The 13,263-nt window shown below is 43.1% G+C and carries 10 protein-coding genes; 4 read left to right on the top strand and 6 right to left on the bottom strand.

Annotated elements, in window-relative coordinates:
- Positions 1 to 258: 258 nt before the first annotated feature.
- Positions 259 to 969, bottom strand: a complete 711-nt coding sequence (locus FO442_RS06235; protein WP_144332294.1) for a YebC/PmpR family DNA-binding transcriptional regulator — start codon at positions 967 to 969, stop codon at positions 259 to 261.
- Positions 970 to 1,122: 153 nt separating this feature from the next.
- Here FO442_RS06235 and FO442_RS06230 point away from each other — a divergent pair, with 153 nt between their 5' ends.
- The 4 genes from FO442_RS06230 (at position 1,123) to FO442_RS06215 (ending at position 5,444) form a co-directional block, all read left to right on the top strand.
- Positions 1,123 to 2,538, top strand: coding sequence for a hypothetical protein (locus FO442_RS06230; RefSeq protein ID WP_144332293.1), 1,416 nt, complete (start codon positions 1,123 to 1,125; stop codon positions 2,536 to 2,538).
- Positions 2,539 to 2,650: 112 nt separating this feature from the next.
- Positions 2,651 to 3,010, top strand: a complete 360-nt coding sequence (locus FO442_RS06225; protein ID WP_144332292.1) for a hypothetical protein — start codon at positions 2,651 to 2,653, stop codon at positions 3,008 to 3,010.
- Between the two features lie 278 nt (positions 3,011 to 3,288).
- Positions 3,289 to 4,626, top strand: coding sequence for an RIP metalloprotease RseP (rseP, locus tag FO442_RS06220; protein WP_144332291.1), 1,338 nt, complete (start codon positions 3,289 to 3,291; stop codon positions 4,624 to 4,626).
- A gap of 158 nt (positions 4,627 to 4,784) precedes the next feature.
- A complete protein-coding gene (locus FO442_RS06215) occupies positions 4,785 to 5,444 on the top strand; it encodes a hypothetical protein (protein ID WP_144332290.1) in 660 nt (219 codons plus the stop codon).
- Positions 5,445 to 5,498: 54 nt separating this feature from the next.
- Here the strand turns inward: FO442_RS06215 and FO442_RS06210 are convergent, their stop codons facing one another.
- From FO442_RS06210 to ruvB, 5 genes are all read right to left on the bottom strand, one after another.
- Positions 5,499 to 7,052: a DUF1501 domain-containing protein gene (locus tag FO442_RS06210; RefSeq protein ID WP_144332289.1), complete on the bottom strand. Its 1,554-nt coding sequence runs from the start codon at positions 7,050 to 7,052 to the stop codon at positions 5,499 to 5,501.
- Between the two features lie 21 nt (positions 7,053 to 7,073).
- Complete coding sequence (locus FO442_RS06205; protein ID WP_144332288.1) at positions 7,074 to 8,684, bottom strand: DUF1800 domain-containing protein; 1,611 nt, start codon at positions 8,682 to 8,684, stop codon at positions 7,074 to 7,076.
- A gap of 135 nt (positions 8,685 to 8,819) precedes the next feature.
- Positions 8,820 to 11,090, bottom strand: coding sequence for a CotH kinase family protein (locus FO442_RS06200; protein ID WP_144332287.1), 2,271 nt, complete (start codon positions 11,088 to 11,090; stop codon positions 8,820 to 8,822).
- A gap of 65 nt (positions 11,091 to 11,155) precedes the next feature.
- Complete coding sequence (queG, locus tag FO442_RS06195) at positions 11,156 to 12,097, bottom strand: tRNA epoxyqueuosine(34) reductase QueG (protein WP_144332286.1); 942 nt, start codon at positions 12,095 to 12,097, stop codon at positions 11,156 to 11,158.
- A gap of 9 nt (positions 12,098 to 12,106) precedes the next feature.
- Positions 12,107 to 13,126, bottom strand: a complete 1,020-nt coding sequence (gene ruvB, locus FO442_RS06190; RefSeq protein WP_144332285.1) for a Holliday junction branch migration DNA helicase RuvB — start codon at positions 13,124 to 13,126, stop codon at positions 12,107 to 12,109.
- Positions 13,127 to 13,263: the final 137 nt, after the last annotated feature.

The following is a 13,263-nucleotide window of genomic DNA, read 5'->3' as shown; positions in this document are numbered from 1 at the left end:
AAGAGTGCCTGCCAGCAGGCACTGAAATGCTGAAGCACCCAGAGATATTTTGGCACTACCTGTTTAAAGTACATAATTCCCCTTACCAGTCGCCTCTTCGTCTTGCAATGACTCATAAAACTATGTGTTTACACAATTCAAAAGCGAGTGCGGTAGCCGAGCTAAAATTTGCGCATTTGCGGTAAAAATTAAGTCTGGGTGTCAATTGTGATTAATTCGCGATTAATCGTGTACCCACTGTTCTATTTTTTTTAATCGTTACCCCATATTGGTAAAAATCTGCTGTACGTCGTCGTCGTCGTCGAATTTATCCATCATTTTCTCGATGTCTGCCAATTGCTCTTCTGTAAATTCAACCGGGGTTGTCGGGAAACGTTCCAAGTTCGATTTAAGCACGGCTATTCCCCGCTCTTCCAAAGCCGATCCGATGGTTCCGAAAGCCGTGTAGTCTCCGTAAATAAAAATCCGGTCGTCTGTTACTTCAATTTCCTCACACCCGGCATCGATCAGCTCCAATTCCAGTTCTTCCGGATCAATTGATCCCGTGTTTTCTAGTTCGAACACCGATTTTCTGTTGAACATGAATTCCAATTGTCCATTGGGAACAACACTTCCTCCGGCTTTATTAAAATAGGATTTCACATTCGCCACAGTACGCGTCGGATTATCCGTAGCACATTCCACATATACCAATACTCCGTGCGGTCCTTTTCCTTCGTAATCCACCTGGGTGAATGCGGCAATATCCTTTTGAGAGGCCCGTTTGATTGCAGCTTCGATATTGTCTTTCGGCATATTCTCTGCCTTCGCATTTTGAATTGCCGTACGCAACTTGGCATTGGTAGCAGGATCTTGTCCGCCTTCCTTTGCTGCCATAGTAATCGCTTTACCTAGTTTTGGAAACAATTTGGACATTTTGCCCCAACGCTTTTCTTTTGCTGCTCTACGATATTCAAATGCTCTTCCCATTTCTGTTGATTTATTATGATCGCAAAAATAATTCTTTAATTGAAAATGTAAAATTGTGTTCCGATAATTATCGGAATGAAAAGTTCTAAACTTTCTCATTTTTTCACTTTTACATTCTCTCCTTTCAATTTCAAAAGTTAATATATTTACAAAATGAAGCTCGCAGTGGTACTTTTTGCAATTTTCAGCTTGACCGTGCTTTCCGCGTTTGGACAGGATAAAGCGATTCACAGACCAAAGTTTCAGACAAAAATCAGTTTGGTTTATTACTATTTCTGGGAAGAAAATGAAGATGGAGCTATTGTCAAATCACGGACCTACGCCCCATTCAGTTTGAACCGGGTGGTTTTGATCGACACCCTGAAATCCTCCAAAAAGTGTACATTAAGCGACACTTCTTTTATGAAGCAGGTTTTGGTAATCGGCAGAAGTTACAAGCTGAAAGACAAATTCACAAAAAAACTTCATGGCAACAAATCGGTCTTCCGATGCGTGTATCCTACTGAACCTCAAACGGTTATTTATATCAAACGCAATGGTAAATGGCGCAGTTACAACGGAGGACTGGTCCTGAACTTTGTTTCCTTTGAGGATAAATTGTCTTTTGTGTCTTCGGGAATCAATCTGCATCTGAATCACCAGGATAACGTGCTTATTAAAAACAGCACCTACCGCATGGTTTCGTATTTTCTGCGCGACAACGCAGGCGGACCAAGACAGTCTCCGGCTTTCCAGCATGTTTTTGCCTATTCGGGAGAGGAATTAAGCAACGAGATCATTCAAAAACACCAACCGGAAGCACAACGATACCTGGTCTTTGTCAACGGTTACCGGGGCCCGAGATACGATAAGCAGGAAAGCAGGAATGAAGTTTACATGAATGACCGCACCAATTATTGGTTCAAAATAGACGATCGCTTCATCAAACGTTTGCATCCCGATACCAGCTTCTACCTGGACGGCAGTTTCCCGGTAAAGACCTCTAACCACCATTCAAAACTCGGTTTCGGATGGAGTTACCTGCGTTCGGTGCATTCACGCATTTCCAATAAAAAATACCAGCGCCTGAACCTGGTCTCCAACCCGGAAGGTTTCGACTATCGCTATTCCCGTGGTGTATTGGTTGGAAAAGCTTTTTTGAATGAAATCCGCAATACTCCGAACAGTTACCTGGTAAAAGATACCATTGACATTGTGTGCCATAGTATGGGTTATGCTTATACGCTCGGATTACTGGAAACATTAAAAGGCCAGGTAGTTTTCGGCAAACTGTATCTACTTGCCCCTGAAAATGCAGGCTACAAGGGAATGGATTGGAACCAATTTGAACAAGTTTGGCAATACGGTTCCAACCTGGGACAAAAAGATGCCGATCCGCTGTGCTTCCAGGACGGTGTTGCACCTCAGGCCACAGTTTGGGGAATAAATAAACAGCAATCCAATCACGTGGGAAGAGTTTGTTCTCCGTACAACTGGCCTAACAAGCACTTTGTTCATTCCCACATGGTCTATAGCTACGACTGGATCTTTGACAGAATCCAAAAAGGACAACCCGGATACATTCATTAGGACATTAAGACTCCGGGATTTTAAGATTTTAATCCCCTTCCTAAAATCTTAATGTCTTAATATCCCAAAATCCCAAAAGGACAATTCGTCTTAAATCAGTAATTTTACAGTTATGGATTACGCATTGGAATTACGTTACCAAAACCTCACCAAACAATTAGAGCCTACTTTCGGGCCGGGTATCGACCTTCAGGCGATGCTTTTTTTGATTGGAGTAGAGGAATTGGGCATTGGATATAAATTATTTAAAAAACACGAGAAGACAGATTTAATGCACGTTGCAATCTGTACCTTGTTAGAACCTTACGGATATTATGCCTTCAAAGGAAGAGATGCGGACAATTGGCCGCATTTCGAATTCCTGAAAGAACTTCCTCCTTTAAGCGAAGAAGAACAACAGGCTTTTATGAAGGAAGCCATTTTGGAATACTTTGAACATCATGGTTATTCTACCAAACATGTACAACCCTGATTTCAGGCATCAGGCAATAGTGATTAGTGAGGTCAACGGACTAATGGTCCTTGCCTCTTTGCTATTGCCTTTCCCCGGATTACTTCCGCTCTGACGTTTGTCGTAATTTAGTCTTCAAAAGCTTCGCTTCTCCCAAATTACTTCCGCTCTGACGTTTGTCGTAATTTAGTCTTCAAAAGCTTCGCTTCTCCCAAATTACTTCCGCTCTGACGTTTGTCGTAATTTAGTCTTCAAAAGCTTCGCTTTTTCTTATATTTGTTCCACTTTAAATAAAAACTATGGATTTTTGGGTTCGCGCAGCTCAGCTGATTTTATCACTCTCACTTTTAATCGTATTACATGAATTCGGGCATTATCTACCTGCAAAATGGTTCAATACCAAGGTGGAGAAATTCTACTTGTTCTTTAACCCTTATTTTTCCGTGTTCAAGAAAAAGATCGGTGAAACGGAATGGGGATTGGGCTGGATTCCGCTGGGTGGTTATGTGAAAATCGCAGGGATGGTAGATGAATCCATGGACAAAGAACAACTGGCCCAACCACCACAACCGTGGGAATTCCGTTCAAAACCGGCATGGCAGCGCTTGATTATCATGTTGGGTGGGATCATTGTAAACGTGATCGTTTGTTTTGCGCTTTACATCATGGTATTGGCCGTTTGGGGCGAAGAAAAAATCGACCAAACCAAAATGGTTAATGGGATGGCCGTTCATCCGTATATGGAACAATTCGGTTTTCAGCAGGGAGATAAAGTATTAGCCGTTGATGGGAAGAAACTGGATGAATTACAGCAATTGGGTGGAGAAATCCTGATCTTCAATATGCGTCATTTCAAGGTAAAACACCAAAACGGGAAAATGGAAACGATTGTGCTCCCTGAAGACATTGGAAATAAAATGTGGGAAAACGGCGCTGAAAAAAACACCTTCGATTTCAGGTACTTCATGTCGGCAGTTGATAGTGTTGATCCAAAATCCGCAGCAGAACGGATTGGCTTGAAAAAAGACGACCGGTTTCTAAAAATAAATGATCAGGATCTGGAATTTCGCGATCAGCTCACCTCTCAATTATACCATAGCAAAGGGAAAAAGGCACACCTTACTATTTTGAGAGATGGAAAAGAAATGGAGAAAGAGGCATTCATCGGACAAGACGGAATATTGGGTGTTCATTTCCAAAAGCCAAAAATCAGTACCGACACCAGTGCTTTTTATACACAGAACTATTCTTTCGGTGAAGCATTTACCTCCGGATTCGGAAAAGGCCTTCGAACCATGTACATGAATGTGGCTCAATTCAAATATGTTGCCACGGCAAAAGGAGCGAAATCTGTCGGTGGTGTAGGATCTATCGGGAAATTGTTCCCCGCAACCTGGAATTGGCAAGCATTCTGGACATTAACGGCTTTCCTTTCCATGATGCTTGCTATTATGAACTTGCTTCCTATTCCTGCACTGGATGGTGGCCATGTGATGTTCTTATTATATGAGATGATTACCGGTCGTGCTCCTGGACAAAAGTTCATGGAATATGCGCAATACGTCGGGTTCTTCTTATTACTCGGGCTTATCCTTTATGCAAACGGAAAAGATCTGATCGGAGCAATTACGGGATAGAAAAATGTTCAAAATGCTTGCGCTAAAGCTTTAGCATCGGCGCAGAGTTCAAACAGCATCTATTTTGAACCATTGAACCATAGGAAATTAAATTTCACGAAATACACGAATAGTGATATAAGTTGAAAGATTTATGCCATTTTTGTAAAAAGAAACACATGAAACATTTACTATTATCAATTTTATTTTTGGCTGTAGTTGGAACTTCTATAGCTCAAACGACAGGGCAAATCTCTTATTCATTGGATTTCTCCAGTGACAATCCTGACATGGCTATGGCACTTCCGATGATGCAGGGATCAACAATGGAATTGTATTTCATACCTAACAAATCCAAAATCGATATGACAATGGGTACTTTTATGAAAATGAATACCGTGGCTGATGTTAAAGCTGATAAAGGCTTGATGTTGATGGAAATTATGGGAAACAAGACTGCTACTGAATTGACCTCATTATCAAAAGCGAAAAAAGAAGAAACAGCCGATGCACCTAAGGTTGAAGTAACCTCTGAAACGAAGGAGATCGTTGGTTATAAATGTACGAAAACCATTACACGCGATGCGGACGGAAACGAAATGATCATGTGGGTTGCAACGGATTTGAAAGCTTCTTTAGCTGGTCAACAACAATTCGGAGGAGCTAATATCAATGGCGTTCCTTTGGAATTCACTACTGTAAACAATGGGATGACCATTCATTTTATTGCTACCAAGTTCACGAAGAAAGTAGACAAAAAGATTTTCAGTTTAAAAGTCCCTGAAGAATATACAGTGGTAACGGAAGAAGACTTGAAAAATATGGGTGGAGGAATGTAATATTCCCAACATCAAATAAAAAACCCCGGTATTCACTACCGGGGTTTTTTATTATCAGATATTTTTCAGCTTGATGAACTTCTTGGTAAACGTTCCTGAATTCTTGTGAACCATCACCAGGTAGTTTCCTGAAGGTGTTCCCTCCAGCTCAATCGGAACCAAATGTTCGCCCGGCTGGAACTCTTTCGAGCACACTTCACGAATCAGCGTTCCCGCTGTATCGTAAATTCGAATGGTTACTTTTTCACCGGAACATTTAAATTTCAGGGTGGTTTGGTCCACGCATGGATTCGGGAATACCAACACATCGTTTTCCAATGAGTTTTCGTCTAATCCAAGGTTACAGGAATCCAAAACAGAGATAAAATTGATCGTCTGTTCGAACATTCCCTGGATCTCGGTCGTATCTGCCTCAAACCAATCCCTCAAAATGGACGCGTATACGTCTCTGAAGTCAATTTGCATCGGGACACCCGCCTGATCAACAATCGTATCGGAAATAACCGGGTTCGGCCCGATTATCCCACTGCTGATGCAGGAACCGAACAGGAACAATGGCGCAGCATCCCCGTGATCCGTTCCATCACTGGCGTTGGAAGCAATTTGCCTTCCAAATTCGGAAAAAGTCATTCCCGCTACCCGGTTTTCAAGGCCCAATAGGCTCAAATCGTTTTGAAAAGCCGCAATCGCTGTTGATACGCGCGAAAGTAAATTGGCATGTTCTCCCGTTGCAGGAGCCCCGTCAACAACCTGGGCATTGTGTGTATCGAACCCATTCACATTGACAATGTAAATTTTCGTCTTTAATCCGCCAGAAATCATCTGGGCAATGTATTTTAAATTTTTCGAGATCTCATCGTTCGGATCGTACATGGTGGAAAGCGAGTTCCCGGCATTTGCAGCAGCATTCACCTGGGCTCCGTATGCATTTGCCTGAACTATCAGGGTCGATAAGTATTCCATATGGGAACCGTAATACGTACCATCGTTTACTTGTCCCGTTTCCACCAGGTTGTAACTGTCAAACGGGTTATTGATGGCAACAGAAAAATTTGCAGCCAGTCCCTGGCAAGTTGCAGAGACTTCATATCCCATGCTGATCGCAAACGGGTCCGGATTTGCCGTGTTCGGATAATCATCCGGAAAGTTTGGAAACTCCTGGTCCAGGTATCTGCCCAACCAGCCACGCGTTGCATTCGGGTCCAGCATACCGGAAGTCCAGATATCCATGGATCTGAAATGTGAACGGTTCTGCTCCGGATATCCCACATTTTGGATTATGGACAAACGCTCATTATTGAACATGTCTCTCATCCCAGACATAGCCGGGTGCAAAGCAATGGTCGGCGTGATCGTAAGCAACTGATTCTGCGGGATCAGGATATTCGGTCGCTGAATGGCCAAATTGGCATATTGGTCCAAAGGCACAAGCGTCCCTAAACCGTCATTTCCACCATTCAAACGAATAATGACCAGAACCCGGTCTTCAGCGGATCTGGATGTCTTGAACAGGTCCTCCGTGACAGCTCCAAACTTAAAGTTCTTTAAAACCAGTGGCGCTCCAATAGATGAAAGTGCAACCGACTGGACAAAATTTCTTCTTTTCATAGTTTCTGATTTTGGTTACACTTACATTACTTGTGATTCAGGCAACTGGAACAATCGATAAAGTACCAGTTCAACCCGTTGACGAACTGGTCCGCTCAAAGTAGAATTTCCCGGATCGGCTATATAATCATTGTATTGCATCGTCCACTCAAAATCAGGCTGGCCATTTGTCAAAATGGATTTCAAAACGACTTTTTCAGTAACAGAAACTCCTTTACAGGTAAAGACCGTCAAAATATCATCAATTACCTGCGGTGCGCTCGATGGCAAACTCAAATTATCGAGGAAGTTCAGAGCATTGAGCTTAAATGCGTTTCCATTCACCACGATTCCGTTGGTAACAGTCATCATTGCTCCCAAATCAAAGCGGAGCTTCAACAAGCTGGAATTGGCCCATAATCGGGTGAAAGCCGGAGTCTGATAATATGCGGTCCAGCCTCCTACACTTGGAGCCCGCAAGTATTCCATTCCCATTACCTGGGCCATATAGTAGAGATTCAGGTAAATTTCATAATTAACCGGAACCGAATACCCCGGGACCGAACCGGATGCATTCAGCATGGTAAACAATAGCTCCAGCGGATTCTTGATGATAGCCCCACGAACGGAAATATCATAAAAATGTTCACTTTTCAGGAGTTGTTCTATAACAGGCAGCACTTCGAAATTATTGGAAGTCAGTGTCGAAGCCATATCTGCAATTACCGTACTTTCTACGCTCGGTGTTAAATCATAATTGACAAACCAGCGATAGATCTTACGGCACAAATACTTCGCCATGTCCGGCTGACTGAAAATGATGTCGACATAGTTTGCATATTCCATATTCCCGGCATCCGGAACGACAGCCGAACCAAAATATGAGCTCAATGTCTTGCTGGATGTATCGTGTAATACCGGATAAAACACACTGGATGGCTGGCTTGCAGAAGTACTGTATAAATCGGTTACAGTCCACCCCGTTAAAATCTTAGCTCCGGCAGCAACATCCGCTTCCGTATAATTGGAATAGTCACCGGTCCCCACTTGCGGACCTTTTCCAACCGTAAATAGTTCCAGCAACTCACGGGCATAATTCTCATTCGGTGAGAACAAGTTATTCGTTGCCCCGTTTAAGAACAAAAGCATCATGGGATCGACTGTCATGTCTTTTACCAGTTGCTTGAAGTTCCCAAGGCAATTCAAGCGGTATTTTTCATGCATTCCATAAACTGCTTTCGCTTCGTTTGTTCCGTCTACACCGAAATGGTTATCCCAGAACAGGCACATTTTTTCCTGGATACTTACTGTCGGTTGATTGATCCGTTGCATGAACCAGGCTCCCAGTGAATACAGGCGTGCATTATTCGTTGGTCCGGGACTTGCAGGATACACATCGTTGATCCAGGTGGACCCAATGGCAGTAACAGCTTCGTCCGGGTGAAAAGCTAATGGTGGTGAAACACTTGGAAGTGTCAATAATTGAGCTACAGTTGCATTCATCCCGTCTGTTACAGCCTGTGTAATCTGGGTTAGTGTTGCACCAAACATAGTCCTTCTTAACAAATGAGCAGCTTCTGCTTTTGTCCAGGTACCTGTATAAGGCGTTAAACTTAATGAAATGGGCTCCTGTACGTTTTCTTCAGGAATCATAATAGTACGTTTTAGCGAAGGAAATGTAATATAAAAAGCCGGAACAGACAAACCGAATCTTGCATCTTTCAATTTTCAACCAGTTTATTCCGGATTGATACAGATCTCAACAATTAAAGTTGCCCGAACCTAATACTAATACCTGATCAGCTGAACAGTTTTGGTATTTCCTTTTTCGTCACGAATCTGTACCAGGTAATTTCCTGCCTGCCATTGCTGTGCATCCAATACCGTCGCCTTATTTTCCAAGGTACCGTTTGTTACAGATCTCCCCGATAAATCGTACACCGTATAAACAGCGTTCACATCACTTTGAATAGTGAAATTACCGTTACTTGGATTGGGATAAATCAGTATTGAACTGCCGGTGAATTCGTCCAGTCCTAAAGCACAATTGTTCAAAGCATCGAATGTCGGGTCAGCAAAAGTAAATGTTCCTCCGTCCGGACAACGTTCATAGGAAACGTCCTGTGTCTGCTGGCCAAAATCGACCTGGTCATAAATCGTACTTCCGTCTGAAAGAATTACGGATTCACCGGCAGCACTTAGTTTGAAATTGGCATGTAACCCGCTTTGTTCCGAATCGTTATCCGTCCAGATGATCAACACATCATTTGCATTGATTGCCGTTCCCAATGGAATCTGCCACTTGGTTAAATTGGTTACATCATCGGAAAGGTACAGCCCGGAAAGGTCTTTTGCTACAGAGGTATGATTGTATAATTCAACCCAATCGTCGTTTTCACCGTTTGAATCATATGCGGTGGAACCATTATCCGCCATCAGTTCATTGATCAGGATGTCTCCTATTGCAGGTAAAACAAGGGTGATATTCAGTGTATGAAATTCGTGTTCCGCACGAGCAGGGCTAAAAATACCTGCACTGGCGTTTTCTGCATAAATGTAATATTCCAGGGTAATTCCGTTCAACACCACATCCACTCCATATAGGTGGTCGCCCGCTGCACCGTCATTGTGCATCCCGTCATCAAACATCTGAACGCGGTTAAAGCGCAACGGATGTTCTAATCGATAGCCGAGAAATACCGCAGTCTCATTGCTACACGTCGCAGTAATAGTTACTGTTTCTCCATATACCGGAGAATTGTTGCTTGCTGCATACGCAGTAACCGACGGGGCAGAAAGGGTGTAATCGGCATTCGACTGAAAATAACTTACACGTGCATCCATCAGCTGCTGAATTCCGGGAATGGAACTTCCTCCACCCGGCCCTCCGCCTCCCGTTACCGAAGTCGTCAGTCCATTCTGGAATTGGGCATACGTATAAAACTTGTACGGGTCAGCCTGAACAGAAGCATCAATTGTCGTCCGCAATGCATTTGCAGTAGTTACATAATCTGCCGAAGCAAAAACTTCCTGGACAATTGTTCTTAGGTGCGCCATATACATCCGCTTGTACATCGGATCTGCAATCATTTTCTGGATCAGGGGATGGTTTGCGGAAGTACTGTTTGAAAACGGATCAAGTGTAGTAGCTGTGTACGACTGACCTTGAGCCGGACCTCCGGGAAAACCTGCAAAACTCATGTTCAAATCCCATACTGTCGGAATAAACCGGTCGTTCAAATCCTTGTACAGGTAGTAGTTTTGTCTGAATGCTCCTGAATAAGAATCCAGGTTAACAAGCACATTGTTAAATGCAAGCATCCATAAAGCACGATCAACATCCAGTTTGGAATCAATCGCTGAAAAGTTATTGTTTAGCGTATTGGTCAAATCCACCAAGTCGTTCCATCCATAGTCCGACTTTAGTTCGTATCCGTTGCTATAAAGCGAACTATCGGAACCCAGGTACTTTAAATCCGGGCTGACTCCAGCACCCGGACCTGCTCCTCCAACCGGATTGCATTTAAAGAATGAACCATCTGAAGTATAATAATGATCTCCATTGAATTTCGCATTGATGGATTCAGCATTGGAGTAAACTCCCCGAAATGTTCCGTTGATGTACACATTGGCAAAATTTGCCTGCGGACAATCCATGTATTGCTCCAAAACAGCATAGGAAAGCACTTCCCGGATCATGGAAGGATCCTGGTAGCCATTCTGGAGTTTGATATCCGTATAACCCTGGTAATCATAACTTCCATGTACATAATCCAATTCGATATGGATCGGGTTTTTGTTGTTGTTTGCATTATAGGAACTATTTCCCTTGTATTTTACCCCGACACTGTCGAATGTGGTTCCGTTGATCCGGACAGAATCTGCGAGCAAATAATCTTCCGTTGTGGAAGCAAGTGCATCCAGCTGAGCATCCCAATTCGAAAAGCCGAAGAATATTTCAATTTTTTGGACAGTAGAGCGGTCATAAAATCCCTGAGCACGAGATGATCCGGCGAAAAAGCTGCACGCGAGTGCAACCAATAAGATAGTTTGCTTCATGTTGTAGTTTTCCTTTTGATACTGTTTATTATCAAAAGTTTAATTCATTATTAAAATAAAATGAATCAATTCGATTCTTTGTCCTCAGACTGTACAAAAAGGATGTTCCGTTTCAAACCCGAAAACTTGGTTCTTTTTACTGCACTTCCTTTGAAAATGGTTTGGAAAGCCAATTCATCCAGTTCCAGCCACTCTTGCTTTGAAAAGGATAAAATGGGTGCTTTCGGTTCAAATTCGGATTCGGAATGTGGTTTTGAGAACCGATTCCATGGACACACATCCTGGCAGATATCACAGCCGTATATCCAGTTATGCATATTGCCGCGAAACAGCTCCGGTAAATTTGCCTCTTTCAATTCAATGGTTGCATAGGAAATACATTTGGACCCATTCACTACGTAAGGTGCTTCAATAGCATCCGTGGGGCAGGCATCGATGCATTTCGTACAGGAACCGCAATAATCGCGTATCGGGCCATCGGGTTCCAATTCCAGGTCACAGATAATTTCAGCGAGAAAGAAAAAGGAACCGGTTTTCGGCTGAATTAAATTTCCGTTCTTTCCTACCCAGCCAACCCCGCTTTTCTCTGCCCAGGCTTTTTCCAGTATCGGTGCACTGTCAACAAATACCCGTCCTTCTATTTCCCCGATTTCCTGTTGCAATTCGGAAACCAATTGCTTCAATTTGGATCGGACCACATCGTGGTAGTCTTTTCCATAAGCATACTTGGAAATATGAAAGGTATCGGAGCGCTGTGTTTCTTTCGGAAAGTAATTGTAGGCTAATGAAATGACCGTCTTTGCCCCAGGCACTAAAATACGCGGGTCCAATCGCATATCGAAGTGGTTTTCCATGTATCCCATTTTCCCGTGCTTTTCGGCCTTCAGCCAATTGATCAGCCGGGGTTCTTCGGAGGCAAGGAAATCTGCTTTGGAAAAACCTACATGCAAAAAGCCTATTTCTTCCGCTTTTCTTCGAATCAGTTTCTTAACGTGGTCCTGCTGCATGGTTTGGGTTTAGAACAATCCTCCTTGCTGCCACCCCAATTCAAATCCCAAATGTTTAAATGCCTTTTCGGTCGCTTTTCTTCCTCTGGGTGTTCTCATTAAAAATCCTTCCTGGATTAAGAACGGTTCATACACTTCTTCCAGGGTTCCTGCATTCTCTCCTATGGCAGTAGCAATGGTGGTCAAACCAACCGGTCCGCCTTTGAATTTATCGATGATCGCTTTCAGAATACGGTTATCCATTTCGTCCAACCCGTATTTGTCCACATTCAGCGCATCTAAAGCATGCTGAGTAATTGCCAATGTAATTGTCCCATCACCTTTTACCTGTGCAAAATCACGCACTCTTCGCAAAATGGAATTCGCAATTCTGGGAGTACCCCTGCTGCGTCTTGAAATTTCGTATGCAGCTTCATCCTGGATAGGAATATCCAATAATTCTGCCGAGCGTTCAATGATCGAAGCCAGGGTTTCCACGTTATAGTATTCCAGGCGGGAGTTGATCCCGAAACGGGCTCTTAATGGCGCTGTAAGCAATCCTGAACGTGTTGTGGCCCCAATCAATGTAAATGGATTCAAACTGATCTGAACTGTCCGCGCATTGGCTCCTGAATCAATTAAAATATCGATGCAGTAATCTTCCATGGCGGAATACAGGTATTCTTCCACAACCGGACTCAAACGATGGATTTCATCAATAAAAAGTACATCCCCTTTGCTCAGGTTTGTTAAAAGCCCCGCCAGATCTCCCGGTTTATCCAAAACAGGACCACTGGTGACTTTAAATCCGACATTCAGTTCATTTGCAATAATGTTCGCCAATGTGGTTTTTCCAAGTCCGGGAGGACCGTGTAACAACACATGATCCAGGGGTTCATTTCGTTGTACAGCAGCTTGAACGAAGATCTCCAGGTTCTCCACAACCTGTGGCTGTCCCGCGAAATCATTCAATAACTTCGGGCGCAATACTTTATCGTATTCCTTTTCGGGATTCGATGCTTCGGATCTATAGTCGAATGATTCTTCCATGTACAAGTACAAAAATACAAAATATGCAATGATCTTCGAGTCACATAATAGCTATGTGTTATTCTTCGACCTTTCGTCCCTATTCAAAAGAATATAGTTAAATCTCACAAGTCCTTTGGATTTAAGAAAAAAATCAT

The sequence above is a fragment of the Fluviicola chungangensis genome (genome assembly GCF_007558725.1).
GTDB classification, from domain to species: Bacteria; Bacteroidota; Bacteroidia; order Flavobacteriales_D; family Crocinitomicaceae; genus Fluviicola; species Fluviicola chungangensis.
Note: the sequence above shows the minus strand (reverse complement) of the source record. Positions and strands in the feature narration are given on the sequence as shown.